The organism is Maritimibacter dapengensis, from assembly GCF_019218265.1.
Lineage (GTDB): Bacteria > Pseudomonadota > Alphaproteobacteria > Rhodobacterales > Rhodobacteraceae > Maritimibacter > Maritimibacter dapengensis.
In genome coordinates this window covers 1,040,493-1,066,378 of the sequence record NZ_JAHUZE010000002.1, presented here as the reverse complement: position 1 = coordinate 1,066,378, position 25,886 = coordinate 1,040,493, and the positions used below count along the sequence as shown (strand labels likewise).

The 25,886-nt window shown below is 63.6% G+C and carries 25 protein-coding genes and 1 tRNA gene; 12 read left to right on the top strand and 14 right to left on the bottom strand.

What is annotated here, in order from left to right; all coding sequences use genetic code 11:
• Nucleotides 1-35 precede the first annotated feature (35 nt).
• From trkA to hflX, 4 genes are all read left to right on the top strand, one after another.
• Nucleotides 36-1,412, top strand: a complete 1,377-nt coding sequence (trkA, locus tag KJP28_RS11615) for a Trk system potassium transporter TrkA (RefSeq protein ID WP_218392695.1) — start codon at nucleotides 36-38, stop codon at nucleotides 1,410-1,412.
• Nucleotides 1,413-1,421: 9 nt separating this feature from the next.
• Nucleotides 1,422-2,957 (top strand): TrkH family potassium uptake protein, encoded by a 1,536-nt coding sequence (locus tag KJP28_RS11610; protein WP_336245329.1) that lies wholly within the window; start codon nucleotides 1,422-1,424, stop codon nucleotides 2,955-2,957.
• Between the two features lie 120 nt (nucleotides 2,958-3,077).
• Nucleotides 3,078-3,314: an RNA chaperone Hfq gene (hfq, locus tag KJP28_RS11605; protein ID WP_218392694.1), complete on the top strand. Its 237-nt coding sequence runs from the start codon at nucleotides 3,078-3,080 to the stop codon at nucleotides 3,312-3,314.
• Nucleotides 3,315-4,598 carry a GTPase HflX gene (gene hflX / locus KJP28_RS11600; RefSeq protein ID WP_255552313.1) on the top strand — a complete coding sequence of 428 codons (1,284 nt, stop codon included), beginning with the start codon at nucleotides 3,315-3,317 and terminating at the stop codon, nucleotides 4,596-4,598.
• Between the two features lie 311 nt (nucleotides 4,599-4,909).
• Here the strand turns inward: hflX and KJP28_RS11595 are convergent, their stop codons facing one another.
• A complete protein-coding gene (locus KJP28_RS11595; RefSeq protein ID WP_218392693.1) occupies nucleotides 4,910-7,387 on the bottom strand; it encodes a penicillin acylase family protein in 2,478 nt (825 codons plus the stop codon).
• Nucleotides 7,388-7,466: 79 nt separating this feature from the next.
• On the opposite strand from KJP28_RS11595, the gene KJP28_RS11590 reads away from it, so the two are divergent.
• From KJP28_RS11590 to KJP28_RS11580, 3 genes are all read left to right on the top strand, one after another.
• Nucleotides 7,467-8,330 carry an NAD(P)-dependent oxidoreductase gene (locus KJP28_RS11590; RefSeq protein WP_218392692.1) on the top strand — a complete coding sequence of 288 codons (864 nt, stop codon included), beginning with the start codon at nucleotides 7,467-7,469 and terminating at the stop codon, nucleotides 8,328-8,330.
• Between the two features lie 96 nt (nucleotides 8,331-8,426).
• The gene (locus tag KJP28_RS11585; RefSeq protein WP_218392691.1) at nucleotides 8,427-9,002 is read left to right on the top strand and encodes a HupE/UreJ family protein; all 576 of its coding nucleotides are present in this window, start codon (nucleotides 8,427-8,429) and stop codon (nucleotides 9,000-9,002) included.
• Nucleotides 8,999-9,613, top strand: coding sequence for a hypothetical protein (locus KJP28_RS11580; RefSeq protein ID WP_218392690.1), 615 nt, complete (start codon nucleotides 8,999-9,001; stop codon nucleotides 9,611-9,613). Before KJP28_RS11585 ends, KJP28_RS11580 begins: the two co-directional genes overlap by 4 nt.
• A 67-nt stretch (nucleotides 9,614-9,680) precedes the next feature.
• Here the strand turns inward: KJP28_RS11580 and KJP28_RS11575 are convergent, their stop codons facing one another.
• From KJP28_RS11575 to KJP28_RS11530, 10 genes are all read right to left on the bottom strand, one after another.
• The gene (locus KJP28_RS11575; RefSeq protein WP_218392689.1) at nucleotides 9,681-10,241 is read right to left on the bottom strand and encodes a lipid-binding SYLF domain-containing protein; all 561 of its coding nucleotides are present in this window, start codon (nucleotides 10,239-10,241) and stop codon (nucleotides 9,681-9,683) included.
• A 116-nt stretch (nucleotides 10,242-10,357) separates the two neighbouring features.
• Entirely contained in the window at nucleotides 10,358-11,002 is a 645-nt protein-coding gene (gene trhA, locus KJP28_RS11570) for a PAQR family membrane homeostasis protein TrhA (protein WP_218392688.1), read from the bottom strand.
• A 76-nt stretch (nucleotides 11,003-11,078) separates the two neighbouring features.
• A complete protein-coding gene (locus KJP28_RS11565; RefSeq protein WP_218392687.1) occupies nucleotides 11,079-11,936 on the bottom strand; it encodes a TPM domain-containing protein in 858 nt (285 codons plus the stop codon).
• Nucleotides 11,933-13,330 carry a pyridoxal phosphate-dependent decarboxylase family protein gene (locus KJP28_RS11560; protein WP_218392686.1) on the bottom strand — a complete coding sequence of 466 codons (1,398 nt, stop codon included), beginning with the start codon at nucleotides 13,328-13,330 and terminating at the stop codon, nucleotides 11,933-11,935. Before KJP28_RS11560 ends, KJP28_RS11565 begins: the two co-directional genes overlap by 4 nt.
• Before the next feature lie 9 nt (nucleotides 13,331-13,339).
• Nucleotides 13,340-14,086: a triose-phosphate isomerase gene (tpiA, locus tag KJP28_RS11555; RefSeq protein WP_218392685.1), complete on the bottom strand. Its 747-nt coding sequence runs from the start codon at nucleotides 14,084-14,086 to the stop codon at nucleotides 13,340-13,342.
• A gap of 154 nt (nucleotides 14,087-14,240) precedes the next feature.
• Nucleotides 14,241-14,552 (bottom strand): TfoX/Sxy family protein, encoded by a 312-nt coding sequence (locus KJP28_RS11550; RefSeq protein WP_218392684.1) that lies wholly within the window; start codon nucleotides 14,550-14,552, stop codon nucleotides 14,241-14,243.
• Complete coding sequence (locus KJP28_RS11545) at nucleotides 14,549-14,914, bottom strand: HesB/IscA family protein (protein ID WP_218392683.1); 366 nt, start codon at nucleotides 14,912-14,914, stop codon at nucleotides 14,549-14,551. Before KJP28_RS11545 ends, KJP28_RS11550 begins: the two co-directional genes overlap by 4 nt.
• Nucleotides 14,915-15,061: 147 nt before the next feature.
• Nucleotides 15,062-15,772, bottom strand: a complete 711-nt coding sequence (locus tag KJP28_RS11540) for a DUF3307 domain-containing protein (RefSeq protein ID WP_218392682.1) — start codon at nucleotides 15,770-15,772, stop codon at nucleotides 15,062-15,064.
• A 68-nt stretch (nucleotides 15,773-15,840) separates the two neighbouring features.
• Nucleotides 15,841-16,443, bottom strand: coding sequence for a MarR family transcriptional regulator (locus tag KJP28_RS11535; protein ID WP_218392681.1), 603 nt, complete (start codon nucleotides 16,441-16,443; stop codon nucleotides 15,841-15,843).
• Between the two features lie 69 nt (nucleotides 16,444-16,512).
• Nucleotides 16,513-16,875, bottom strand: coding sequence for an SUF system Fe-S cluster assembly protein (locus KJP28_RS11530; RefSeq protein ID WP_218392680.1), 363 nt, complete (start codon nucleotides 16,873-16,875; stop codon nucleotides 16,513-16,515).
• A gap of 260 nt (nucleotides 16,876-17,135) precedes the next feature.
• Between KJP28_RS11530 and KJP28_RS11525 the strand changes: the two genes are divergently transcribed.
• Complete coding sequence (locus tag KJP28_RS11525; protein ID WP_218392679.1) at nucleotides 17,136-17,465, top strand: 4a-hydroxytetrahydrobiopterin dehydratase; 330 nt, start codon at nucleotides 17,136-17,138, stop codon at nucleotides 17,463-17,465.
• Nucleotides 17,466-17,508: 43 nt separating this feature from the next.
• Here the strand turns inward: KJP28_RS11525 and rimK are convergent, their stop codons facing one another.
• On the bottom strand, nucleotides 17,509-18,900 hold the full coding sequence (rimK, locus tag KJP28_RS11520; protein WP_218392873.1) for a 30S ribosomal protein S6--L-glutamate ligase: 1,392 nt from the start codon (nucleotides 18,898-18,900) through the stop codon (nucleotides 17,509-17,511).
• Between the two features lie 124 nt (nucleotides 18,901-19,024).
• Here rimK and tgt point away from each other — a divergent pair, with 124 nt between their 5' ends.
• Nucleotides 19,025-20,155 carry a tRNA guanosine(34) transglycosylase Tgt gene (tgt, locus tag KJP28_RS11515; RefSeq protein WP_218392678.1) on the top strand — a complete coding sequence of 377 codons (1,131 nt, stop codon included), beginning with the start codon at nucleotides 19,025-19,027 and terminating at the stop codon, nucleotides 20,153-20,155.
• Here tgt and KJP28_RS11510 read toward each other — a convergent pair.
• Together KJP28_RS11510 and KJP28_RS11505 are read right to left on the bottom strand one after the other, a co-directional pair.
• Nucleotides 20,152-21,132, bottom strand: a complete 981-nt coding sequence (locus KJP28_RS11510; protein ID WP_218392677.1) for a hypothetical protein — start codon at nucleotides 21,130-21,132, stop codon at nucleotides 20,152-20,154. The two genes, tgt and KJP28_RS11510, sit on opposite strands and share 4 nt — an antisense overlap.
• A 124-nt stretch (nucleotides 21,133-21,256) precedes the next feature.
• Nucleotides 21,257-22,153, bottom strand: a complete 897-nt coding sequence (locus tag KJP28_RS11505; protein ID WP_218392676.1) for a hypothetical protein — start codon at nucleotides 22,151-22,153, stop codon at nucleotides 21,257-21,259.
• Between the two features lie 463 nt (nucleotides 22,154-22,616).
• Here KJP28_RS11505 and lon point away from each other — a divergent pair, with 463 nt between their 5' ends.
• The 3 genes from lon (at nucleotide 22,617) to KJP28_RS11490 (ending at nucleotide 25,824) form a co-directional block, all read left to right on the top strand.
• Nucleotides 22,617-25,019: an endopeptidase La gene (gene lon, locus KJP28_RS11500; RefSeq protein ID WP_218392675.1), complete on the top strand. Its 2,403-nt coding sequence runs from the start codon at nucleotides 22,617-22,619 to the stop codon at nucleotides 25,017-25,019.
• A 201-nt stretch (nucleotides 25,020-25,220) separates the two neighbouring features.
• Nucleotides 25,221-25,730 carry an HU family DNA-binding protein gene (locus KJP28_RS11495; protein ID WP_218392674.1) on the top strand — a complete coding sequence of 170 codons (510 nt, stop codon included), beginning with the start codon at nucleotides 25,221-25,223 and terminating at the stop codon, nucleotides 25,728-25,730.
• 19 nt (nucleotides 25,731-25,749) lie between these two features.
• A tRNA-Val gene (locus KJP28_RS11490) sits at nucleotides 25,750-25,824 on the top strand.
• The last annotated feature ends 62 nt before the right edge of the window (nucleotides 25,825-25,886 follow it).

The window sequence follows — 25,886 nt, the reverse complement described above, 5'->3', positions numbered from 1 at the left end:
ACAAGGGTTGAGCGACCACAACCGGAGAACATTGGATGAAGGTCATCATCTGCGGCGCGGGTCAGGTTGGCTGGCAGATCGCGCGCCACCTGTCGGGCGAGAATAACGACGTCACGGTCGTGGACAACAACCCGGACCTCGTCGCCCGTGCGACCGAGACCCTGGACGTCCAGGGGATCACGGGCTTCGCTTCCTACCCTGACGTGCTCGACCGGGCCGGGGCGCGTGATGCTGACATGGTGATTGCCGCGACCTATTCGGACGAGGTGAACATGGTGACCTGCCAGGTCGCGCATTCGGTCTTCGCCATTCCGCGCAAGATCGCGCGCCTCCGGGCGCAGAGCTACCTGAATGCGATCTACCGCGACCTTTATCGCCAGAACCACCTGCCGATCGACGTCGTCATCAGCCCCGAACGCGAGGTGGCCGAAGCCGCGCTGCGCCGGTTGCAGGCGCCCACCGCCTTTGACACCGAGCGGTTCCTGAACATGCGCGCGACCCTGCTCGGGATTGCCATCGACGACGATTGCCCGGTCGTGAACACGCCCTTGCGCCAGCTCACCGATCTGTTTTCGACCCTGAGCGCGCTCGTCGTCGGTGTGAGGCGTGAAGGGACCCTGTTCGCGCCGGACCCGAATGATCAGCTGTTTCCGGGCGACCAGATCTACGTTTTCTCGGAAACCAAGGACGTGAACCGGACGCTCGAGATTTTCGGCAAACAGGTGCGCCGCCAAGAGCGGGTCGTCATTCTGGGTGGCGGCAATGTGGGCCGGGCCGTGGCCGAGGCGCTGGAGGCGCGGACAGACCGGGTGCGCGCCAAGATCATCGAACTTGACCGGGGCGTGGCCGAACGCGCTGCCGACGCACTTGAACGCACCGTCGTGCTGCACGGCAACGGTATGGACCGGGAGCTTCTGAAAGAAGCCGGGATCAGCCGCGCCGACGCGATCCTCGCCGTGACGTCGGACGACAAGGTAAACATGCTGTCCTCGGTGCGCGCCCATGAGATGGGGTGCCCGATGTCGATCTGTCTTGTGAACGACCCGTCGCTCGTGCCGCTGATGGAGCCTTTGGGGATCGACGCCTATATCAACCCGCGCCAGACCACCGTGTCCTCGATCCTGCGCCACATCCGGCACGGTCGGGTGCGTGGGGTCTATTCCATCGGCGATGCCGAAGCCGAGGTGATCGAGGCGCAGGTCCTGTCGACATCGCCCATCGCGGGGCAGGCGGTGCGCGATATCGACTTCCCCGAGGGCGTGCTGATCGGCGGCGTGCTCAAGGGCGAGGATTACATCAAGCCCGCCGGCTCCACCCGGATCGAAGAGGACGACGTGGTCGTGATCTTCGCCATGGCGGGCGACGTGCCAGAGGTCGAGCGCCTGCTCCAGGTCTCGATCGACTATTTCTGAGGCCCGCCGGTGTTCGACCAGATCGCCAAACTGCCGCTGCTGGTGATCGTGATCGGCCTGTCGGCCATCGCCATGCTCTTGCCAGCCTCCCACGCCATGTCGGTCGGAAACGATTGGGTGGCCGGCACGTTCTTTCTGAGCGCCGTGCTCTCTGGCTTTCTTGGACTGTTTCTCGCCCTGGCGATGCTTGGACGCGAACGGTCCGACAGGCCGCGCCGGCACCTTCTGTCGCTGCTCGTGCTGTTCGTGGTCCTTCCCTTGCTCTACGCGGTCCCGTTCCACCAGGCCGTGCGGAATACGAGCTTTCTGAACGCCTATGTCGAGATGGTATCGTCGCTGACGACGACCGGCGCGACGCTGTTTCCCAATCCCGACCGCCTGCCGCCTTCGGTGCATCTGTGGCGCGCGACGGTGGGCTGGCTGGGGGGGCTTTTCGTCTGGATCAGCGCGATTGCGATCCTCGCGCCGATGGCGCTTGGCGGGTTCGAAGTGCGTGCGCGGCGCATCGCGACGCACGGCGCGCAGATCACCCAGATCGAGAAGGTGGCGGACCTGTCCGCGCGCCTGCGCAAATACGCCGCCCGCCTGTTTCCCCTCTACACCGGTTTGACGGGCATGCTCTGGCTCGGCCTGATCCTCGTCGGTGATCCGCCACTCGTCGCCCTCTGCCACGCCATGTCGACGCTATCGACCTCGGGGATCTCGCCCGTCGGCGGGTTGTCGGGCGACACGGCCGGGTTCGGGGGCGAAGTGATGGTCGCGGTCTTCCTGATCTTTGCCATCTCGCGGCTCGCGTTTTCGCGCGAAGGGCAGGGGTCCGAGATGACTGCGTTTCGAAACGACCCCGAAGTGCGGCTGGCGCTCGCGATCATTTCGGTCGTGCCGCTGTTTCTGTTCATGCGCCATTTCCTGGGCGCGTTCGAAGTGGACAGCGACATGACGCTCTGGTCGGGGCTCGGGGCGCTCTGGGGGTCGGTCTTCACGGTGTTGTCGTTCCTGACGACGACGGGGTTCGTCAGTGCGGCGTGGGAATCCTCGCAGGCCTGGTCGGGCCTGTCGACGCAGGGTCTTGTTCTCATGGGGCTGGCGCTTGTCGGGGGCGGGGTTGCGACCACGGCGGGGGGCGCGAAGCTTCTGCGCGTCTATGCGCTTTATCAGCATGGGCGGCGCGAACTCGACAAGCTGGTGCATCCGAACTCGGTCGCCGGGTCCGGCTCGGAAGCGCGTCACCTGCGGCGCGGGGGCGCCTACATGGCCTGGGTGTTCTTCATGCTCCAGACGCTTTCGGTCGCGCTCATCATGGCCGCGTTTTCGTTCACCGGCGAGACGTTCGAACAGGCAGTGGTGCTGACGGTGGCGGCGCTCACGACCACCGGCCCGCTGGCCGAGATCGCGGCCTCGGCCCCGATCAACTACGGCGATCTTTCGATTTCCGGCAAGGCGGTGCTCTCCGTCGCGATGGTGCTGGGTCGTCTTGAAATGCTCGCGATCATCGCGCTTCTCAGTCCCGACATCTGGCGGTCGCGTGGGCGACAACGCGCCTGAACCATGCATTTACAGAATCGCCCAAAATCGGGGCTTTAAATTCGGAAATTGTTAATTACTATCGGGTGTGTAAGGATTTCTGCCGGGGACGGCAGCTCGATAGAACAAGGGAAACAAGCGATGGCTGCCGACAGACAGAACCTGCAGGATGCATTCCTGAACCATGTGCGCAAGGCAAAGGTCCCCGTGACCATTTTTCTCATCAATGGCGTGAAGCTACAGGGCGTCATTTCGTGGTTCGACAATTTCTGCGTGCTGCTGAAGCGGGATGGTCAGAGCCAGCTCGTCTACAAGCATGCGATTTCCACGATCATGCCTTCTCAGCCGATCGACCTGTACAACGGTGACGATACCTAATTGGAACATGAGCTGGGGCCGGGGATTACCCGCGCCTATGTGATCCATCCAGAACTCACGGCGGACCGGGATCGGCGCGATGCCGGCCCTGCGCTGGAAGAGGCCGTCGCGCTTGCGGTCGCGCTCCCCGGACTTGAAGTCGCGGGGCAGGAGATCGTGCGGCTCGCCAAGCCGCATCCCGGCCACCTGTTCGGCACCGGCAAAACCGAGGAACTGGCCGAGCGGATCAAGGCGAACGAGGTCGAGCTGGTCCTCATCGACGGGCCGGTGAGCCCGGTTCAGCAGCGCAATCTGGAACGCGAATGGAAGGTGAAGATCCTCGACCGTACCGGGCTGATCCTCGAGATCTTCTCGGACCGGGCGGCAACCCGTGAAGGCGTGCTTCAGGTCGAGATGGCGGCGCTGTCCTATCAACGCACGCGGCTTGTGCGGGCCTGGACCCACCTTGAGCGGCAGCGGGGCGGGCTCGGTTTTGTCGGCGGCCCAGGTGAAACCCAGATCGAGGCGGACCGGCGTGCCATCGACGAACAGCTCACCCGGCTGCGCAAACAATTGTCCAAGGTCGTGAAGACCCGCGAATTGCACCGCGCCGCGCGCGCCAAGGTGCCGTTCCCGGTTGTCGCGCTGGTGGGATACACGAACGCAGGCAAATCGACGCTCTTCAATCGCATGACCGGCGCCGAGGTGATGGCAAAGGACATGCTCTTTGCCACGCTCGATCCGACCATGCGCTCGATCGACCTGCCGGGCGGGCGTCAGGTGATCCTCTCGGACACGGTGGGGTTCATCTCGGACCTGCCCACGCAACTCGTCGCCGCCTTCCGCGCGACCTTGGAAGAGGTGCTGGGCGCGGACCTCATCCTCCATGTGCGCGACATTTCCCATGACGAGACGCAGGAGCAGGCCGAGGACGTTCTGGCGATCCTGACCGAACTTGGCGTCGAGGACGACGTGCCTCTGATCGAGGTCTGGAACAAGATCGACCTTCTGGATGGTCCGGCGCATGACGCCCTTGTCACACAAGCCGACCGCACGGACGAAGTCGTCGCGATCTCGGCGCTGACGGGCGAGGGGCTTGATGCGCTTTATGCCGTGATCGACGAGGCTCTGTCGGTGGACACGAAGGATGAGACCCTGTCGCTGACCTTCGCCGAAGGCCGCAAGCGCGCCTGGCTGCACGAAGCCGGTGTCGTCGAAGCCGAACGCCAAAGCGAGACCGGATGGGATCTCGACCTGCGCTGGAGCGCGAAACAGGCGGCGCAGTTTTCAAAAGATTTCGGATGAAACGGGCATAGGTCGTTCCCCCGCAAGAGGGCACGAGCGGGCGAACGACCTACCACCGTGAGTGACGGCTGACCTCCAGGAGCAGGGCTCCTATGAGGCTGCGCTCCATATGCAGATGGTGAGGCTGTTTGGCTAGGGTGTTTCGAGCACGTTAATGATTGGCCGATAACGCGTATTTCGGGTAATTATTTGACCAAAAGGTAAAATATATCGACATTTCAAAGCGGTATCAGAGGCTTTGTTTTACAGGGACATTACAGTGACGTTACGTAATTATCATGATAAATATGGCGGGAATTCGCCGGGTTTTCTCAATTCCCTGCTGGGCGGAGAATCGTGGTGCCGACGGCGGCTGCGCGGGCAAGCTCGGGATCGAGTGACATGGGGATGTATTCGCCCCGCCGCCAGAGTTCTCCGAGGTCTTCGTAGTGGCGTGACAGGAAGTGTCCGGACTGCCCCGTCGAGGTCACGAAAAGCGAGCTGTCAGGGTCGGCGAAGTCATAGACGCCGCGATAGGTGGCGCCGTGGACATTGTTGAACGGCTCCGGCCCACGGCCCGACGTGCGACCGCGCAGAAGCGTGTTGTCGCCGCCCGATGTGGATTGCCGGATGTTCACGAACCATCTGAGCACCGGCACGTCGCCCAGAACCTGATGGTCATGGGTCGCCTGATGCGCGTCGCCCCAGCGCAACGCCTCGGTTTCACCGCCGTAATGCTCGTCGATCCACAAAAGCGCGTCGTCGAGCGCGACGCGGGCGATCTCGGTGCAGGTTTCGGTCGGGGCCGATTGGCGCACGTCGCACCACACGCTCGCGCCGTTCACGTCGCGGAAAACCCGCTCGATGAAGATCGGTTCGACATGGGTGAAGGCATTGGCCAGCGGGCCAAGCTCGTCACGGATCAGCCGGGTCTGAAGCGAGCGCATCCACGCCATGTAGATGAGCGGCTCCGGCAGATGCTCGGACATTTCGCCGTTCCAGTTGGCCAGAAGCTCCAGAGCGCGCTGGCGGGCGCGTTCGGGTGTGCCGTCGGGCGCGGCCTCGCCGGTGAACCACAGGTCCGCGCCTACCAGCGGAAGAAGATTGCGCGCGGTGATCGACACGGTGTCGAGCTGCGCTTCGATGAAACTCTCGCGGGTGTGGACTTCACGGTTCTGCATCAACGCCTGCCATCGCTGCACCCGTTGGCTGTCGCCCCAGTCCCAGCTGACGTGGAGCGGGAAGGGGCGTTCGAGGAGCTTGTTGTTGGTGTTGCCGACGATGCCGCCGGACGGGGCCACGAATTCGGGGTTCGCGGCGTAGCTTTCGCGCCCGAGCCAGATGTTTTCCTTGCGCCAGCCGGGAGCGGGCAGGCGGCCGAAGGTCATATGGTCGGCATCCCGGCGCGGCATGTGTCCGAAGGTCTTGAGCGCGATGGTTTCGCGGTCGATCATCGTGATGTTGAGGCTGGGAGCGACCGAGCCTTCGCCTGCCGCGATACCATCTTCGACCGACTTCGCCCGCATGAGCTTCATCGCGGCGGTCATCGAGGAATCGTCGGAGGTCAACAAGGTCCATTGCAGGGCTGCGAGGTGGCCGGGTGGCGTCACGGCGCCGAGGTTGTAGTGGTTGCCGGGAATGATCGGACCGTTCGGCGACCATTGCAGGGTCAGCGTGACGGGCGCACCGTCCTTCACCCGGATGATCGAGGGACGCTCGGTCAGGGTGGCCCAGCCGTCCGGGGTCTGGACCTGTTTCGGGTCGTCGGGGTTCTGGCGTTCGATCAGCACGTCCTGATCGTCCATGTAGGACGAGGTCGCGCCCCATGCGAAATCCGCCGACCGGCCGAGGATCAGCGCGGGAACGCCCGGAATCGACGCGCCGATCACGCCGCCTGAGGCGAGGTCGAGCCGCGCGAGATACCAGATCGTCGGGGCGGAGAGGCCAAGGTGCGGATCGTTCGCCATGAGCGTCGCCCCGGCCGCCGACCGGGTCGCATCCGCCGCCCAGGCGTTCGACGCGCCAGCCAATCCGCGCTCGGGGCTGGGATAAAGCATCGAGGGCGGGTCGGCGGGCCGCAGGGCCGCAAAATCGCGCTCCCGGTCGGCTTCTGGAAACATCGACGCGAAGTCCGGCAGGGCCGCGGTTCCGGATCCGGGTATGTCGGGGAGGATGTCCGCCACCCGCGCGTCTTCCAGCGCCAGCGAAACCTGGGCACGCAGCACTTCCTCGTTCAGATGGCCGGTAAGCTGCACACCCATGAGTTTGAGGATCGCGATGCTGTCCGCCGGGCTCCAGGGCGAAATGGAATTGTCGAACAGGAAAAACTCGGGCGCGCCGCGACCCAATGCCTCGGCATTGACCCGGTCGAGCCATGAATTCACGCCACGGGAATAGGCCTCCAGCGCGCGAATGGTATCGGCGTCCTGCGCCGAGACGGCGCCCTGCGCGAGCCGGTACAGGTCGAGCCTGCGCATCAGTTCGTCCGCTTTCAGCGTGCGTTCGCCGAACACTTCCGACAGCCGGCCCTGCACGGTGCGCCGCAGCATGGTCATCTGCCACAGCCGGTCCTGCGCGTGGGCGTAGCCCAGCCCGAAGAACACGTCCGCGTCGCTTTCACCGAAGATATGCGGCACGTTGGAATTGTTGCGAACGATCTCGACCTCGGCCTCGATCCCGAAAACCTCGCGTTCCGCGTCGTAATCGGGCAGGGACCGGGAGGCGAGATAATAGGTGAAAAGCAGCGCGAGCGCGGCGAGGATCAACACCGCGCTGACCGCGCGCACCAACCATTTGAAGAGAGACGACATGGGGCCCCTTTGTTGACCTGTCCGCTGAGGGTGTTCATTAAAGGCTCCAAAGAACAGGTGCAATCAAGGGAGTTCGGTCATGGCGAAATGTGCATTTCTGGGGCTGGGGGTCATGGGCTATCCGATGGCCGGGCATCTGGCCGCGAAAGGTCACGAAGTGACGGTCTACAACCGCACGTCGGCCAAGGCCGACGCCTGGGTGAAGGAACATGGCGGAGCCTCTGCGCCGACACCGCGCGAGGCGGCGGAGGGCGCGGAGTTCGTGATGGCCTGTGTCGGCAATGACGACGACCTGCGCGCGGTGGTGACCGGCGACGACGGTTCGCTGGCGGGCATGGCGAAGGGCGCGACTTTCATCGACCACACAACGGTTTCGGCCATGGTGACGCGCGACATGGCCGAGGCCGCGGGCAAGACCGGCGTCGCCTATATCGACGCCCCGGTCTCTGGCGGTCAGGCGGGTGCCGAGAACGGCGTGCTCGCGATCATGTGCGGTGGGGAAGAAGCGGCGTGGAACGCGGCTGTCCCGGTGATGGAAGCCTATGGCAAGTCGATCAAGCGGCTGGGCGAGGTCGGCGCGGGCCAGTTGACCAAGATGGTCAACCAGATCTGCATCGCCGGACTGGTGCAGGGGCTTTCCGAAGGGCTCGCGTTCGCACAGAAAGCAGGACTCGACGGGCGCGCGGTGATCGAGGCGATTTCGGGCGGAGCTGCGGGAAGCTGGCAGATGGTGAACCGGCACGAAACCATGCTGGACGACCATTTCGATCACGGTTTCGCGGTGGACTGGATGCGCAAGGACCTGGCCATATGCCTCGCAGAAGCCGAACAGACCGGCGCGGCGCTGCCGGTCACGGCCCTGGTCGACCAGTTCTACAAGGACGTTCAGAACATGGGCGGCAACCGCTGGGATACCTCGTCCCTCATAAAGCGGTTGAGATGAGGGCACCCGACCGGGGAACGACACACAGGATTGTTGCAACCTTTCAGAGGGCATGATCGTATCTCAAGAAAAGAAATACTGTTTGGGAGGGGTCTCATGTCCCGATTTCTGCTCGCCTTGCCTTTTGTGATGATCGCCTCGGCGGCCTTTGCGCATACGGATGGCGAAACCGGAGGGTTCATCTCCGGCTTCACGCATCCGATCCTCGGCTGGGACCACGTCATCGCGATGGTCGCGGTCGGCCTTTGGGGGGCCTTCCTTGGCAAGCCTGCGATCTGGATCCTGCCGGTTGTGTTCCCGCTGGTCATGGCGGTCGGCGGCGCGCTTGGCGTCATCGGCGTGCCGCTCCCGGCGGTCGAAGCGGGGATCGCACTCTCTGGTGTGATACTTGGCCTTCTGATCGCCTTCGCGGTGCGCGCGCCGCTTTGGGTTGCGGGCGTGATTGTCGGGGTCTTCGCGATTTTCCACGGCCACGCACATGGCACCGAGCTTCCGGAAGCGGCAAATCCTTTTGCCTACGGTATCGGCTTTGTCATCGGCACGGGTCTTCTGCACCTGATCGGCATCGCCTTCGGTCTCCTCGTCGGGAGCAGCACGGGCCGGATGGTCGTGCGCGGCATGGGCGTCGTGATCGCGGCTGTCGGCGGAGCGTTTCTGTTCGGTATCGCATGAGGCGGCTTGCGCTCGCGGCTCTGCCCGCACTTCTGGCCGGGCGTGCTCATGCGCATTCCTTCACCGCAGGTGCGGACGCCTATGGCGCATTTCTGGAGGGTGCCGGGGTGATCTTCGGCACGCCCGGTCTCATGCTTCCGCTGGTGGCTCTCGGCCTGCTCGTCGCGCTGTGGCAGATCGAAGGGCTGCTGACGGCATGGCCGATCTTTCTGGGGGGGCAGGTGGCCGGCATGATCGCAGCACCCCTGGTTGGACCTTCGGCGGCGCTTCTTCCGATCTCTTTCGGGCTGGTGCTGGGCGCACTGGCGGCATTGGTCCCGTTGAACCGTCTCGGGCGCGCGGTGCCCGTTCTTGCAGGTCTCATGGGTCTTGTCGTCATGCTCGCAGGTCTCGAGGGCCACGCGTGGGGTGAATTGACGATCCCGATCTATCTTGGGCTGCTGTTCGGCGCGAATGTGGCGGTGTCGGCCACTGCGGGGATCGTCCGGGTCTGTCGCGAGACCTGGCCGGGGGAGGCCACGCGCATAGGCGCTCGGATCATCGCGTCCTGGGTTGCCGCGATCCTCGTGCTCTATCTCGCTTTCGCCCTGAGCGGCACGCCGGCAGCTTGACACCTCAACGCGAAACGCCCGCAGGACAGGGTCCGGCGGGCGTTCCGTCGTCTGTTCGCGACCGTTATCAGGGGATGATGCGGGTGTATTTGGAGCCTTCGAGGCTCGCCCCGACGATCAGACCCGCCGTGCCGAAGACCATTGCGACGATGGGATTGCCGGTCGCGAAGGTATCGGCTGTGAACCGGTCGCCGTCGTTCAGCACCGCATATTTGATGTCCGCACCCGCCGACCAGCCGGAGGCATAACGGAACTCGCCCAGTGCGTCCTCGGTCATGAAGAACAACACATGCGCGTATTGCTGCGCGCCGATCTGAAGCCCGAAACTGGCCTTCGCCTGGCTGTAGTAATCCACCGTCGCGCCGCCGACGCGCAGGGCGCCGCGCCCATACGCGCCACCGACGCCGAACCCGGCCTCGGTCACCAGCGGCATGACGAGAATACCGTTGGCCTTGTCGGCGAGCGACCGGGCCTCGGGATATGTGGAATAGAGATAACGCAGAGTTTCATCGACCCGCGCGTCAATGGTCGCGCCGCCGCTTGACCCGATGCCGTTCGCGCATCCTGCGAGCCCGAGGGTCGCGCCCCCCGCTGCCACGATGAAACCTCGTCTGGAGTAATTTTGCATTGCCTGTGCCCCGCTTGCTGCTCGGCCGGGTCTTTGCCCGGTTCGCGGAAAGGATAAGCGAATCCCCGCTGCCTGTCACGAAGCGAATACCGGTGGGCGAAAACCCGCGCGGCGTGTCAGGGGATGCGGAGCACCATGAGGACGGCGGCGTAATGCGTCACGGCGGCGGCGAGCACATGGCCGTGCCAGATGGCGCGCGCGTAGGGCAGGGCCTTGTGATAGAAATACGTGCCTATCGTGTAGACGACGCCCCCGATCACCAAAAGCACCATCGCAGCGACCGGAAGCGCGGCCACGATCGGCCCGATGGCCGCGAGGCAGAGCCAGCCTTGCGCGATGTAGAGGATGAAGCCCAGTTTCTCGGCCCGGTCGAACCAGACGAGTTTCATCGCCACGCCGATGAGCGCGATCACCCAGCTTGCGGTGGCGAGCGCGATGCCCCAGCCGCCGCCAAGACCGACCAGCGCGACCGGTGTGTATGTGCCCGCGATCATCACGTAGATCGCGGCATGGTCGAACCGGCGCAGAACCGCGCGGATCGGGGCATGGAGCGTCATGTTATAGGCCGCCGAAAACGCGAAGGTGGCAATCAGCCCGAGGACATAGGGCACCGCTGCCGCGATGCGCGGCGCGTCGAGCGAGAGCGCGGCCCAGGTCACGAGCGCGGCCGCTGCTGCGACGGCGAACACCACGCCGATGACGTGCAACACGCCGTCGGCCACATGTTCGCGCCAGGTTTCTTCGAGGATGAAACGGGTCATGAGGTCCAGCTTACCGCAGGTTTCTTGCAAAGCCAGCATGACGTGGGGGCCTGTGCCTCTTGGCGCAACCTGTCGCCTACCAGCTTCCTGACGCCCCGCCGCCCGAAGACGACCCGCCGCCGAACGATCCGCCCGATGATGACGAGGATGTGACCAGCGGGATCACGAAGGGCGCGGTGGAATGGTAGCCGCAATGCGGGCAGTCGGTGGTCTTCTGGCCGTGACCTTTGCGCGAGCGGGTGGCACGTTGCAGGGTCTGGCGCGTCGTGTGGATGCCGCGTTCGCCACATTGCGGGCAGCGCGAGAAGCGGTCGCGGATGCGGTGCCAGAAAATCGCGAACACCGCCGCGATCACGCCAAAGATGCCAAGGGTCGCGCCGACCCCGACACCGACCGGATCGGTGCTCGAGCTTTCGGGCGGTGCGCCGCCCTCGGCGTGGACGCGCGCGATGCGCGAGATCACCGCATCGGTCCCGTCCTCGATCCCGTCGGCGTAATTGTCGTTTCGGAAATCCGGCAGGAACACCCGGTCGATGATGTCCTGTGCTTCGCGGTTGAAGCCTGACGGGTAGCCCGATCCGAGTTCGATCCGCATCTGGCGGTCATTTCGGAGCACCATGATGAGGATGCCGTCGTTGCGCGACGCGTCCCCGATGCCCCAATGGTTGAACAGGCCGGTGGCGAATTCTTCCATCGTCCCGGTCGGGGTGTAGCCCTGACGCGTCGGCAGGGTCAGAACCGTCGCCTCGACGCCCGTGTCCTCGCGCAGAACCTCGAGCGAGCGGGTGATGCGGGTTTCCACGTCATCGGGCAGGAGATTGGCGTAATCGTTGACAAAGGTCGACTCATAGATCGGCCAGGCTGCGCCGCCATCCTGCGCGACCGCCCAGCCGGGCAGGCAGAGAAGAACAAGGGCAAGAAGACGATGGGTCATAGGCTTTCGGAAATCTCTCGCAACACGTCGGGGACCATCATGACATCTTCGCGGGTCACGTCAAACTGGCCGACCTGCATCCGGATCACGAAGGCGCTGTCGTGGCTGGTCTGGGTGAGGTAGATACGCCCGTCGCGGTTGACCGCATCGAGCAGGCGTTCGGTCGTGGCGTCGTCGCGAAAGCGGAAGGTGAAGAGCGACAGGATGGGTTCGGTCACGATCTCGAAACCGGGAAGAGCGGCGATGGCGTCGCGGGCGTCGTGCGCCCAGGCCACGTGATTTCGGATGCGGGCGCGCAGGCCGGACAAGCCCTCGGCACGCAGAAGGAACCACAGCTTCAGCGCCCGGAACCTGCGGCCGAGCGGCAGGGTCCATTCGTTGAAGTTCGTCACCTCGTCGTCGCCCAGCGTTTGCAGGTAGGCGGGGCGCAGGCCCATCGTACGCACCTGCGGAGTCGGGTCGCGCAGAAACTGGATCGACAGGTCGAATTGTGCGCCAAGCCATTTGTGCGGATTGAAGACGACGCTGTCTGCCTGCTCGACGCCGGCCCAGAGATCGCGAAATTCCGGGCAGATCATCGCCGACCCGGCCCAGGCGGCGTCGACGTGGGTCGGCAGGTGGTGGTCCCTTGCCACCGCAATGGCGGCGTCGAGGTCGTCGCAGGCGCCAATCGCGGTGCCGCCCGTGGCGAGCACGACACCGATGGGGGTGTAACCTGCGGCCTTGTCTTCGCGGATCAGCCGGTCAAGCGCCGTGGGGTCCATCGAGAAATGCGGATCACCGCGCCGCCCCGGCACCTGAACGAGGTTCTCCGCGCCGATCCCGGTCAGCCGTGCGGCCTTCGTGACCGAGGAGTGGGTCTGCGCGGAGGCATAGAGGCGCAGGCGCGGCCCGCCGTGGAGCCCCTGCGTCACACCCTCATAATTCAGGGCCTGTTCGCGCATCGTGGCGACGGCGGAAAAGGTCGCGGTGGTTGCGCTGTCATGGATCGTGCCGGTGAAGCCTTCGGGCAGGCCGAGTGCCTCGCGCATCCAGTCGATCACCAGCTCTTCCATCTCGTTCGCCGCCGGGGCGGTCTGCCACAGCATCGCCTGCGCGGCCATGGCATTGGCGAGTTGCTCGGCCAGCATCGAGGCCGGCGCGGCATTGGCTGGGAAATAGGCGAAGAAGCGGGGGTGCTGCCAATGGGTCATCGCATCGGGCACGAGCCGGGTGAAATCGTCGAAGATCGTCTCGATCGGTTCAGGGTCTTCGGGGAGCGGAGCGTCGATCAGCGCGCGGAATTCACCGGGCGCAATGTTCGGGCGCACGGGTCGGTCGCGGAGCGTTGCGTGGTAGTCGCGTGCCCAGTCGGCGGCGCGTTTTGACCAATGGGCGAGGTCGTCATGATCCATGGGGCGGGCTCAGGATTTTTCGAGCGCGTCGATGATCGGCCCGAAATCCTCGGCCTTGAGCGATGCGCCACCGACCAGCGCGCCGTCCACGTTCGACACGCCGAAAATCTCGGCGGCGTTTCCGGGTTTGACCGAGCCGCCGTAAAGGATCGGCGTCGACCGCCCGACGCCCGCGCCGAACCTGCGCTCGAGCCGCGAGCGGATGAAATCGTGCACTTCGCCAATCTCGTCGAGCGTCGGGGTCTTGCCGGTCCCGATGGCCCAGATCGGCTCATAGGCGACGACGAGGGTCTGTCCGGTCACGAGGTCCGGGATCGACCCGGCGAGCTGACCCCCGATGATGTCGAGCGTATTGGCCGCCTCACGTTCTTCAAGGCTCTCGCCCACGCAGATGACGACGGTCAGACCCGCCGCGAGCGCGGCCTTGGCCTTGGCGCGGACGTTTTCGTCGGTTTCCTCGTGGTCCTCGCGCCGCTCAGAATGGCCCAGGATCACGTAAGTTCCGCCTGCATCGCGGATCATCTCGGCCGAAATGTCGCCGGTATGGGCGCCGAAGGCCTCGGCATGGCAATCCTGCCCGCCGATGGCGATCTTGTCGCCGGCAATGTCACGTGCGGCGGTCAGGAGCGTGGCGGGTGGGCAGATCAGCACATCCGTGTCGACATCACCGTGGCTTTGGACGAGCGTCTTCAATTCGTCCAGCGATGCCATCAGACCGTTCATCTTCCAGTTTCCCGCCGCGAGTTTGCGCGTCATTGCGATCTCCTTTTCTGCCGCAGGGAAAACCTAACGCGCCTGATCGGGAGGGCAAGGGGAATGGCGGTGGGGCGTGAGGCGATCGGGGTTCGACCGGGCTGACGCGCGAGGCAAAAAGGAGTGAAGACGGCGGCGCAATGCGCAGCGTTACGGGTTAAAGTGCCGCCAGCCCGCGTCTGGCCCAGTCACAGGCGAGCTCCGGGTCGTCCAGCGCGGCGTCGGGCAGGGTCCAGTAATTCATGCCACGCCCGTCCTCCATCTCGAACTTTTCGGCACCCTCGGCCGCCAGTTCGTCTGCAAAGGGGCCGGACGCTTTGAGAAACACGCGTCCCTCGGCCGATAGGATCGCGAAAATCTGGCCGTTGCAGTAGAACGACGCGCCGCCCATCATTTTCCGGTGTGACAGACCGCCGACATCATCGAACAGCTCATAGACCCGTTCGATGTCGCCGTCGGTGACGCTCATTCGCCTGCCGCGAGCTTCTCGTCGAACTTGATCGACTCACCGCAGCCGCATTCGTCGACCACGTTCGGGTTGCGGAACTTGAAGCCGCTTTCCAAGAGCGAGACCTCGTAGTCGATCTCGGTTCCGAAGAGGAACATTTGCGCCATGGGCGCGATCATCACGCGCGCGCCGTCCTGTTCGACGACCTCGTCGTTCTCGTCGACCGCATCGACATAATCCATCGTGTATTCCATGCCCGCGCAGCCGCCTTTCTTGACGCCGATCCGCAGGCCCTGATGCCCGTCCTTGTCCATCAGTTTCGCGATCTGAGCCGCGGCCCGATCGGTCATGGTGACAGCTTGTTTTCCGGGTATGCCAAACATGGGTCTCTCCTTCAGCTTCTACCTAAGCCTTTGGAGCCTATGCATCAAGAACCGAAGCGCGCCGGATCGGTGAGCAGATGCACGGGTGCATGCGTCTCTGCGCGCATCGGGAAGGACGCTCCCGACGCGTCGATGGGCGTGGCCGGATCAGCCGCCTATGGGTGGCAGCGCCCCGCGAAGGGCGATGATGCCGTATGCCACGAGGATCGCCCAGCCGAACGAGGCCAGCGTGCCGATGATCGTGTATTCCGCCACGCCCTGATGCTGGTCCTTCGAGGTGTCGAAGCGCAGGATGGATTTCGCGGCGATCAGGAAGCCGACGCCGCCGGGCTGTCCGACCAGCACGAGGAGATAGATCAGTCCCCGCTCCAGGTATCCGATCATCATGCCCCCGTTCTCCAAGCCTTCGGGCAGGTTGTCGGACGCGAATTCCGACATGAGTTTGCCGACCACGAAACCGCCCGTGCGGATCGTCAGGATCGCGCCCGCGGCTATGGCGAAAGCCTGCGGGATCCATGCGCCGTAGGGCGCCCAAAGCCCGTCGGCGTAGAGTGTGGGGGCATAGGCCGCGACCACACCGAGCGTGACGAGATGGGCGGATTGGTCGATCAGATGGGCACTTGCCCTGTCGAACTTGCCGAGTGTCTTAACCGCGTCGATGGCCAGATGCGCGGCGGTCAGGGCGGCGATTTCCCAGGCGTCCCAGCGGCCCAGCGCAAGGCCTGCCGTCACCAGGACGACGAGGCCGTGAAGCGTGAAGGCTGCGACCGATGCCTTGTGATCCACCATCCAGCGCGTCTGGGCCACGTAATCCGCGACCGCATGGGCAAGGAGGAGGGCGGTGAAAGTCTCGAACATCTGGGAGGCCCGTAAGCGGTTTTACTGTCATTCACGTTCGGGAAGCGTATCGGCTTGCAGAGCGGGTGTCACCCGTCCGCTTCGTAGGCGTCGAGCGCGCGGGCGATGTGATCGTAATCGGCCGCGGCAAGGGCCTGACTGACCGCCGAGCGCGATATGCCCAGCGCCTTCGCGACCTCTGCGTGGGTCGGCGGGTCCGGGGCAAGCATCGGGGCCAGCGCGCGGGCCTGTGCAGGCGTCCAGCCGAAGCTGAGCGCGTCGGCAAAGAGCGTGGCCGCGCCAAGTATGCCGCCGGAGGTGTGGACCATGGTGATCTCGTCTTCCATCGCGTCGAGCGCGTGTCCGGCCTTGGTGAACGCCGGACCGTGGGCACGGTTCAGGTCGCGCCCCGGCACCTCACCCTCGCCGCGCGCAATCGCGATGCGTGTCGCGAAGGTCTTGCCTTCGACACGCAGCACCGCCCGCATCGCAAGCGCTGCGCGCAGGTCCATTTCGGGGCGATGAAGCACCATCTGCCAGCCATCGCCACGATTGCGGGTATAGGCGGTCGACCCGCCCGACCAATCGGCGACCCGGTCGGCCTGCGCCGCGAGCGCGTGATGCGCGCGGTCCAGATCGCCGGGCGACCAATCGCCCGACCCGATGAAGTCTCCTGTGAGAACGGCAAGCATTAACAATTACCTCCGGTGAAGGTAAGTATATATGCTTACTTTTAAGAAAGGCAAGCGAAAACGCTTACGTCACATGAAGCCGAGTTCCAGCCGTGCTTCGTCCGACATCATGTCCATGCCCCAGGGCGGGTCCCAGACCAGTTCGACCTGCACGTCCTTGACGCCTTCGACCGGGCTGATCGCGTCGATGATCCAACCAGGCATCTCGCCTGCCACCGGGCATCCGGGCGCGGTCAGGGTCATGAGAACGAACACTTCGTTCTCGTCATTGATGTCGATCGTATAGACGAGGCCGAGATCGTAGATATTCACGGGAATTTCCGGGTCATAGACCGTGCGACAGCCCTCCACGATCTTCTCGTAGAGCGGGTGGTCGGTGCTGGAGGGTTTGATGAGGGGCGCGCCCTCCACCTTGTCCGGTTCGCTGTTCATCGCGGGCCTGTCCTTGTATTCCTGACTGAACATATAGGTTTTTCGAGAGATGAGGTCCAGAGGGGCGAGGAATCGTGAGATGATAAATTGCCGGCAAAGTGTCGCGGCGTCCGATCCCGTCCTGCGCGGGGTGGAATCTGCGCAGCTCGGTCAAAGGCAGAGTACGCGCGATAGGCGCGAAGGGACTTCACATGCAGATATGAACCTCTGCACCACTTGGATCGTTGAAACCTCACAACCAACATGAAGGGAGGGAAACCATGACGGATCTTGCAAGCAAATCCTGCGCCGATCTCGGCGAGTTGACGGCACTGAAGGGCGATGATGCCGAGAAGCTGCGCGCCGAACTGGCCGGCGGATGGAAAATATCGGGCGACACGCTCAAACGGCGGTACAAGACCAAGAGCTTCGCGCCGGCCCTGCGTATGGCGAATGTCGTGGGTTTCGTGGCCGAGAAGGAAGGGCACCACCCCGATATTTCGCTGGGCTGGGGGTATCTCGAGGTCGCGTTCACCACCCATGACGTCGGCGGTCTGTCGGAAAAGGATTTCATCTGCGCCGCGAAACTCGACGCGATGGAGCTCGGGTGACGTTCCCTCTCGCAGGCGCGACGGTCGCGCTTGCGACCTGCCTTTAGGCCGATTTCTTGCGCCGACGTTTTGGCTCCGGCCGGGCGCGCCGCTCGATCTCGTCAAAGAGCAGGCCGACGAGGTTCTTTTCGGTCGCCTTTTCGATGCCCTCGAAACCGGGCGATGAATTGACCTCGAGCACCTTGGGTCCGGTCTCGGATCGAAGCAGGTCCACGCCCGCGACAGACAGACCAAACGCCCGCGCTGCTCGGAGCGCCGTGCGCCGTTCCTCGGCGGAAATGCGGACCTTCGTGGCCGAGCCGCCCCGGTGCAGGTTCGAGCGAAAATCGCCGTCGGCCCCGGTGCGCTTCATCGCGGCGACGACCTTGGCCCCGATCACGAGACAACGAATATCTTCGCCCGCCGCTTCCTTGACGAAATGCTGCACGAGGAAGTTGGCCTTCAGCCCGCGAAACGCGTCGATCACGGATTCGGCGGCCTTGCGGGTCTCGGCCAGCACCACGCCGCGCCCCTGGGTCGATTCGAGCAGTTTCACGATCATTGGCGCGCCGCCCACCAGCCCGACGAGGTTTGCGTTGTCCTTGGGCGAGGCGGCGAAAGCGGTGTCCGGCATGCCGATCCCGGCCTTTGCCATCTGCTGATGCGCGAAAAGCTTGTCGCGCGAGCCGGAAATGCCGACCGAGCCGTTCAGGCAATAGGTGCCAATGGTTTCGAACTGCCGCACCACGGCGGTGCCGTAGGGCGTGATCGACGCGCCGATGCGCGGGATCACCGCGTCATAGACTGGCAAGCGTTGACCGTCGTAATGCACCTCGGGGGCAAGTGCGTTGATCGCCATGTAACAGCGCGTGGTGTCGATCACCTCGACCGCATGGCCGCGTCTTTCGCCTTCCTCGACGATGCGCCGGGTCGTGTAATTGTCTTCACGCGACAGCACACAGACCCGAAGCGCGCGTTTCGGCTGCGCCTTGGCCACGTCGGAGGTGTGGTAGATGTCATAGCCCAGTTCGGGCTGGATCAGCCGGTCATGGGCCGAGATCGAGATGTGATCCAGAAGCGCCTGACGCCCGACCAGCATTCGTGACGCCATGGTTTCGCGGTTGGTGAGCGTGACCTCGATCGGCCAGCTTTGTCCACCGACCGAGAGCGTCGTTTCGATCACCACGCGGTTCTCGCTCTCCCCATTGGAGGAGGTGACTTCGCGCCGGTCGACGACATTGGCGGAACAGGGGATCACGATGTCATCGCGCCCCGGCACGGGTCGCACGGTGAAGCGCACCTTCGGCTCCGACGCGGGCCCGAAGGTCTCGATATCGTCGGCATGTAGCGCCGATGTGCGCGCGCCGGTGTCGATCTTGGCCTTGACCGACGGGATGCCGAGGTCGGGCAGGGCGAGCCACTCTTCCCAGCCGAAATGAAGCGGTGTCGTGGTCATGCGTTTTACTCCCTGCCAGCCCCGGGCGATTCCCGCCTCTCGGATCACCAGCCATAGCACGTCCGGCGCGCTGCGCCACAACCGGTCCTTGCCCGTGAACCGTCCGGCGCGTAAAGGACGCGCCATGACAGAGCGTTTTTCCTTCACCCTCGAAGCCGCGGACGGTCGCGCCCGAAAAGGCGTGATTTCCACACCGCGCGGCGAGATCCGCACGCCCGCGTTCATGCCGGTCGGCACGGCGGCGACGGTCAAGGCGATGATGCCCGAAAGCGTCGCGGCGACCGGGGCGGATATCCTTCTGGGCAACACCTATCACCTGATGCTGAGGCCGGGCGCGGAGCGGATCGAACGTCTCGGTGGCCTGCATCGGTTCATGAACTGGTCTGGCCCGATCCTGACGGATTCCGGGGGGTTCCAGGTGATGAGCCTCGCCGAATTGCGCAAGCTGACCGAGGAGGGCGTGACCTTCCGCTCACACGTGGACGGATCGCGCCACATGCTTTCGCCCGAGACGTCGATGGACATTCAGCGCCAGCTTGGGTCGGACATCGTCATGTGTTTCGACGAATGCCCCGCGCTTCCAGCCGATCATGACCGGATTGCCGAGTCCATGCGCCTGTCGATGAGATGGGCCCAGCGCTCGCGCGATGCCTTCGGGGATCGTCCCGGCCACGCGCTCTTCGGCATCCAGCAGGGCGGGGACGTCGAGGATCTGCGCGGCGAAAGCGCCGAGGCGCTGCAAGAGATCGGGTTCGACGGATACGCCATCGGCGGGCTCGCCGTGGGCGAGGGGCAGAAGATCATGTTCCAGGTGCTCGACTACGCCCCCGGTATGCTGCCCGCCGATAAGCCGCGTTACCTGATGGGCGTTGGCAAGCCGGACGACATCGTGGGCGCGGTGAAACGCGGCGTCGACATGATGGATTGCGTTCTGCCGTCACGGTCCGGGCGCACCGGGCAGGCATGGACCCGCCGCGGGCAGGTCAACATCAAGAATGCGCGCCATGCCGACGACCCGAGGCCGCTTGACGAGGCCTGCACATGCCCTGCCTGCACGAACTACTCACGCGCCTATCTGCACCATGTGTTTCGGTCTGGCGAGATCATCTCGTCCATGCTGCTCACATGGCATAACCTGCATTATTATCAGGAGCTTATGGCCGAAATGCGTGACGCGATCTCGGCGGGGTCCTTCGACGCGTTCGAAGCGGATTTCAACGCCCAGCGCAGCGCGGGGGACATCGCGCCGCTTTAAACTTTCGCGGTGACGGCGGATCGTTCGGCCGGCTGACGACAGCGTTCCGGCCCTGTGTGTCGGTCCTGCTGTCGTGCCACCGTGTCGATGAGGTCGTTCAGGTCTTCGGGCGCCTGCCGCGCCTCATGGGATTTCGCCCTCGCCGCGGCCACCGCGCGCTCTACCAACCTCAGACGGTGGTCCATCACCCGCCCGAGCGTGTCGTCGACACAGGCGGTCATCATGCGCCTCAACGTCGGTCGATGCACGTCATGCGTCACCTCGATGCGGCGTCGGTGGCCTTCGTCGGACAGACGGAACGCCATGACGCCCGCATCCCTCGTCTGTCCACGCCCCTCAGGCTTTTCCAGCCGCAATCGCACCGAAACCATCGGGGTGATTTCCTCGATATGCAGCCATGTCACGGACGACAGCCTGTCCGGTTGCCAACTGACCACGCGGATGATCCGGCGCCCAGGATCGGCGAACTCGACCGAGATGATGTTGGGGTCGGGGCACTTGTCCATGTGACCCGGCATCGGAACCAGCCCGAACCAAAGTTGCTCGACCGTCAGGCTGGAATACGCCCTGGCGGTCTCGGTCATCGTGCCGGGCTTGCGAAAACGGTCCGACCACGACCCCCGGAGAAGGAGCGCCGAAAGCGCAATCACAACGAGATACAGCAACAGGGCTGAAAGCGGGTTCACAGCCGGATTGGCGAGGTTGAAGTTCAGGTTCGGAAAGAACCGGCCGATCGCGACGAAGACAAGGTTCGATATTGCGGCGAGTTCCACCGCATGGCGTTGCTTCGGGAACGTGCATGTCACCAGGGGCAGCGCAGCGATGATCGCAATCATGATCAGCGTCTCGGAGGGCAGGCTCGGCACCATATCGGGAACGAAGTCGTATCCGGCAAACGTTGCCAGCGCCACGAGCGCGGATGAAAACGCCAGCCTCCGGCGGTCGCGATACAGGGCGTTTCTGACTCGTTCGAACATGGAAGCCTCCTGAGGCTGCGCAGATGGGAGCGGATCTGGGCGAGAATAAGGCGAACTGCGTGCCGAATTATTAAATGGTTAACAACGGCCTAGGGCAGGAAGGTGAGAACGGGCCTGCGCTTGCCTATTCTGCGGCCAGCCTGTCGTGCTCTTGCCTGCGTTGCGCAGCGCGCCGGATACCTCCGACGTCGGGTATCCCGCCTTGATCAGCCTTCTTGCTCCGCGCGCGTGCAACGGCACGTTCCAGATGCGAGATCTTGGAATCCAGACGGCGGCCCAGCGCATCGTCCAGCCAGTCGAACAGCACATGGCGCGCTGCGCGGTCATGCCGGTATTCGGTTATGTAGACCACGCGCCTGTCGACGAGGTCGATGACCTTGATCGCACGGATGCCTTTTTCGATCCGCTCGGTCCCCTTGATCTCGTTCACGTAGGAATAGAGCACGTAAGTGTCCGAAAGCATGTCCTCGACCTGTATGTATTCTTCGTATTTCGGAAGCGGCGGGGTCCAGCGGATCACACGCACGCGCGTCCGGTCGCGATCCACCCAGTCGACAGAAAGCACGTCTGGGTCGTGCAGATCTTCTCGGCGCCCTGGCGTGGGGACGAGTCCATGCCAGAGCGCCTCGGCCTCGAGCAGTGAGGTGGCGCGTGCCGTCACCTTCGACCGCCCTGACCGAAACAGCCGATCCGTCCATCGCCCATAGAAGATGAGGTGAACGAAAAGGCCGGTCGTGATAAGGCCCGCGATGACGCGGACTCCGCCCTCGGTGATGGTCAACAACGAGAAGGCGGAGCCGGGAAACACCCGACCCAGAACAGCAGAACCGAAAAGCGTGAACGCAATCGGCGCGAACAGATGGCGCATGCTCGGAGCCGCGATGCCGATGCCGAGCATGAGCGATCCGACAAGGGTCATCAGCCCGAAGCCCGCGATGAACTCCAGCACACCGGGAGGGAAGACGTGGAATTTACCCCAGACCTCGATGCTTCCCGCGAGAAACAGCAAAACGAAAGCCACCGCGAACCTGCGGCGGTCTCGATTCAATCGTCTCAGAAGGCGGATCAGCATCCCCAGAGCCCTTGTCGTTTCATGGCGACCATGCGCGAACAAAAGGGCGTATATTGGGCAAATATTGCCGAATCTGCGGAAAAAACGGGGTGATTGTCGGGCGTTAGGCAACAGAAGCGGGTTTCTGATCGGTCTGTCGCGAACCGGGAAACGACCGAGAACTGCGAATCTCCCGCGATGCCGCTCAGATCCGGATCAAAGTGGCCAAATTGGGCCGCAGATAAAGAAATGTGTGGCCTTTGACGCAATCTCTTGTCGTTTGCATGTGCAGAAGGCACAATGTCTGGAATACGCCAAGCCGGCATGTGCGCTTGAAACCGCACCGTGGATTACCCACGTAAGATCGGCGAACAGGAGGCGGTTCGGGTCGCCGCAATTGGGGCCGACCGTCTGCCGCAGATAAGGACGAGACATGACCGAGCAAACACTCAAAATCCATCCGGTGCTTCCACTGCGTGACATCGTGGTGTTCCCGCACATGATCGTGCCGCTCTTCGTGGGGCGCGAGAAGAGCGTGAAGGCGCTGGAAGAGGTGATGGCGGACGACAAGCAGATCCTGCTGTCGAGCCAGATCGACCCGGCCGAGGACGATCCCACCGAAGACGGCATTTACCGCACCGGCGTTCTGGCGAACGTGCTTCAGCTTCTGAAGCTGCCCGACGGCACCGTGAAGGTGCTTGTCGAAGGTCAGGCGCGCGTGTCGATCCGGGAATTCATCGAGAACCCGGACTTCTTCGAAGCCGAAGCCGTGATCCTTGAAGAAAAGATCAACGATGAAGCCGCCGCGGAGGCGCTTCTGCGCTCGGTGGGCGAGGAGTTCGAGCGTTACGCCAAGGTGAAGAAGAACATCCCCGAAGAGGCGCTCGCCGCCGTTTCGGAAACCCGCGAACCGGCCAAGCTGGCCGACCTCGTCGCGGGGCATCTGGGCGTCGAGGTGGACCAGAAGCAGGAGCTTCTGGAAACGCTTCCGATCGACGAGCGGCTTGAGAAGGTCTTTGGCCTGATGCAGGGCGAAATGTCGGTGCTCCAGGTCGAGAAGAAGATCAAGACGCGTGTGAAATCGCAGATGGAGCGCACCCAGCGCGAGTATTATCTGAATGAGCAGATGAAAGCCATTCAGAAGGAACTGGGCGAAGACGGCGAAGGCCAGGACGAAGTGGCCGAACTGGAGCGCAAGATCGCCGAGACGAAGCTCTCGAAAGAGGCCCGCGAAAAGGCCGAGAACGAGGTCAAGAAGCTCAAGAACATGTCGCCTATGTCCGCAGAGGCGACCGTGGTGCGCAACTACCTTGATTGGATGCTGTCGATCCCGTGGGGCACGAAATCCCGCGTCAAAAAGGATCTGGGCAACGCCGAGAAGGTGCTCGATGCCGATCATTACGGGCTCGAGAAGGTCAAGGAACGCATCGTCGAATATCTCGCCGTGCAACAGCGCTCGAAGAAGCTGAAGGGGCCGATCATGTGCCTCGTCGGGCCTCCGGGCGTCGGTAAGACCTCGCTCGGCCAATCGGTCGCCAAGGCAACGGGGCGCGAATTCATCCGCATCTCGCTGGGCGGCGTGCGCGACGAGTCCGAGATCCGCGGTCACCGCCGGACCTATATCGGCTCCATGCCGGGCAAGATCATCCAGGCGCTGAAAAAGGCCAAGACGACGAACCCGCTCATCCTGCTCGATGAAATCGACAAGATGGGGCAGGATTTCCGGGGCGACCCGGCGTCGGCCATGCTCGAAGTGCTGGACCCGGAACAGAACTCGACCTTCGTGGACCACTATCTCGAAGTGGAATACGACCTGTCGAACGTCATGTTCCTGACCACGGCCAACAGCTACAACATGCCGGGGCCGCTGCTCGACCGGATGGAGATCATCCCGCTCGCGGGCTACACCGAGGACGAGAAGCGCGAGATCGCGAAACAGCACCTTGTCGCCAAGCAGATCAAGAACCACGGCCTCAAGAAGGGCGAGTTCGAGCTGACCGACGAGGCGCTGACCGACATGATCCGTTACTATACCCGCGAGGCGGGGGTGAGGAACCTGGAACGCGAGATTGCCAAGACGGCGCGCAAGGCCGTGACCCGCATCGTGCGAAAGCAGGATGAGAAGGTCGTGGTGGCGCCGGACAACCTCGAGGATTTCCTCGGCGTGAAGAAGCATCGCTACGGGCTGGCCGAGAAGGAAGACCAGATCGGCGTCGTCACCGGGCTTGCCTGGACGCAGGTCGGGGGCGATCTGCTTCAGATCGAAGCGCTCCGTCTTCCGGGCAAGGGTCGGATGAAGACCACCGGCAAGCTGGGCGACGTGATGAAGGAATCGATCGACGCGGCGAGTTCCTTCGTGCGCTCGGTCGCGCCCGACATCGGCGTGAAGCCTCCGCAGTTCGAGAAGTGGGATATCCACGTGCACGTGCCTGATGGGGCGACGCCGAAGGATGGCCCATCGGCCGGGCTTGCGATGGTGACCTCGATCGTGTCCGTGCTGACCCGTATCCCGGTGCGCAAGGATATCGCCATGACCGGCGAGGTTTCCCTGCGCGGCAACGCCATGCCCATCGGCGGGCTGAAGGAAAAGCTGCTCGCGGCGCTGCGCGGCGGGATCAAGACGGTCCTCATCCCCGAGGAAAACGTCAAGGATCTGGCCGACATACCGGACAATGTAAAGGAAGGGCTTGAGATCATTCCGGTCACCAATGTCCGCGACGTGCTCAAGCTGGCGCTGGTGGAACAGCCGGAGCCGGTGGAATGGGACGAAGCCGCCGAAGAGGCCGCCGCAGCGGCGATGAAAAAGGATGGCGAGGCCGCGCAGATCGCGCATTGACGCCACGCCAGACGTTGCAAGATATCGGGGCCGGGCACAGCATATTGTGTCCGGCCCTATACTTTGCCGAAACAATCCTTTCCGACCCCTTTATTTGTTAACTAATTGAAGATAAACTAGTGATAGGCGTCAAACCCGGAAGCGCCGGGACGCCACTTCATCAGAACCGGCCGCAGAAGCCGGGCTAGGACAGGCAAACCAATGGCTACGACCAAGTCATCGTCGAAATCGACGACGAAGAAAACGACGCGGAAAACCGCCGCGCGTTCCACGAGCAAGAGCATCAAACCCAAGACGAGCGAACCCGAATTCGAGCCGCAGGACGACGAGGTGTCGGCGTCGGAAGTCTCCGCTCTCGTCGCGCTGGACGTAGAGCCGGAGCAGGCCGCCGCACCGGTGCAGGGCGTGACCCGCGCCGTAACGGACGGGTCCGCATCCGCGGTCGACAAACTCGTCAAGAAGGATCTGGTGGACCGGGTCATCGCGCGGTCCGGCGTCAAACCTCGGCACGCCCGCCAGGTGACCGAGGCGCTTCTGACGGAACTCGGTGCGATGCTGGAAGAGGCGGAAACACTGCAACTTCAACCGCTTGGCAACCTCAAGGTGCAGCGGCGCAAGGATCTTGACGATGGCGAGGTCATCATCACCAAGCTACGGCGCAAAAAGCCCGAGACGGAGATCAAGGACCCTCTTGTGCCGGCGGCGGAGTGACGCTAAATAGCCTGCCAACGGGTGATTAGCTCAGTGGTAGAGCGCTTCGTTCACATCGAAGATGTCAGGAGTTCAAATCTCTTATCACCCACCATTCACCCCTCTTCATGAAGATTGAATGACAGGGCACAGGGCGCGGCGAAAGCCGCGCCTTTT

What these genes read in the sequence shown, in the direction of transcription:
- trkA (WP_218392695.1), top strand. Translation starts at nt 36, where the DNA reads ATGAAGGTCATCATCTGCGGCGCGGGTCAGGTTGGCTGGCAGATCGCG.
- hfq (WP_218392694.1), top strand. Translation starts at nt 3,078, where the DNA reads ATGGCTGCCGACAGACAGAACCTGCAGGATGCATTCCTGAACCATGTG.
- KJP28_RS11595 (WP_218392693.1), bottom strand. Translation starts at nt 7,387, where the DNA reads ATGTCGTCTCTCTTCAAATGGTTGGTGCGCGCGGTCAGCGCGGTGTTG.
- KJP28_RS11590 (WP_218392692.1), top strand. Translation starts at nt 7,467, where the DNA reads ATGGCGAAATGTGCATTTCTGGGGCTGGGGGTCATGGGCTATCCGATG.
- KJP28_RS11585 (WP_218392691.1), top strand. Translation starts at nt 8,427, where the DNA reads ATGTCCCGATTTCTGCTCGCCTTGCCTTTTGTGATGATCGCCTCGGCG.
- KJP28_RS11580 (WP_218392690.1), top strand. Translation starts at nt 8,999, where the DNA reads ATGAGGCGGCTTGCGCTCGCGGCTCTGCCCGCACTTCTGGCCGGGCGT.
- KJP28_RS11575 (WP_218392689.1), bottom strand. Translation starts at nt 10,241, where the DNA reads ATGCAAAATTACTCCAGACGAGGTTTCATCGTGGCAGCGGGGGGCGCG.
- trhA (WP_218392688.1), bottom strand. Translation starts at nt 11,002, where the DNA reads ATGACCCGTTTCATCCTCGAAGAAACCTGGCGCGAACATGTGGCCGAC.
- KJP28_RS11565 (WP_218392687.1), bottom strand. Translation starts at nt 11,936, where the DNA reads ATGACCCATCGTCTTCTTGCCCTTGTTCTTCTCTGCCTGCCCGGCTGG.
- KJP28_RS11560 (WP_218392686.1), bottom strand. Translation starts at nt 13,330, where the DNA reads ATGGATCATGACGACCTCGCCCATTGGTCAAAACGCGCCGCCGACTGG.
- tpiA (WP_218392685.1), bottom strand. Translation starts at nt 14,086, where the DNA reads ATGACGCGCAAACTCGCGGCGGGAAACTGGAAGATGAACGGTCTGATG.
- KJP28_RS11550 (WP_218392684.1), bottom strand. Translation starts at nt 14,552, where the DNA reads ATGAGCGTCACCGACGGCGACATCGAACGGGTCTATGAGCTGTTCGAT.
- KJP28_RS11545 (WP_218392683.1), bottom strand. Translation starts at nt 14,914, where the DNA reads ATGTTTGGCATACCCGGAAAACAAGCTGTCACCATGACCGATCGGGCC.
- KJP28_RS11540 (WP_218392682.1), bottom strand. Translation starts at nt 15,772, where the DNA reads ATGTTCGAGACTTTCACCGCCCTCCTCCTTGCCCATGCGGTCGCGGAT.
- KJP28_RS11535 (WP_218392681.1), bottom strand. Translation starts at nt 16,443, where the DNA reads ATGCTTGCCGTTCTCACAGGAGACTTCATCGGGTCGGGCGATTGGTCG.
- KJP28_RS11530 (WP_218392680.1), bottom strand. Translation starts at nt 16,875, where the DNA reads ATGAACAGCGAACCGGACAAGGTGGAGGGCGCGCCCCTCATCAAACCC.
- KJP28_RS11525 (WP_218392679.1), top strand. Translation starts at nt 17,136, where the DNA reads ATGACGGATCTTGCAAGCAAATCCTGCGCCGATCTCGGCGAGTTGACG.
- rimK (WP_218392873.1), bottom strand. Translation starts at nt 18,900, where the DNA reads ATGACCACGACACCGCTTCATTTCGGCTGGGAAGAGTGGCTCGCCCTG.
- tgt (WP_218392678.1), top strand. Translation starts at nt 19,025, where the DNA reads ATGACAGAGCGTTTTTCCTTCACCCTCGAAGCCGCGGACGGTCGCGCC.
- KJP28_RS11510 (WP_218392677.1), bottom strand. Translation starts at nt 21,132, where the DNA reads ATGTTCGAACGAGTCAGAAACGCCCTGTATCGCGACCGCCGGAGGCTG.
- lon (WP_218392675.1), top strand. Translation starts at nt 22,617, where the DNA reads ATGACCGAGCAAACACTCAAAATCCATCCGGTGCTTCCACTGCGTGAC.
- KJP28_RS11495 (WP_218392674.1), top strand. Translation starts at nt 25,221, where the DNA reads ATGGCTACGACCAAGTCATCGTCGAAATCGACGACGAAGAAAACGACG.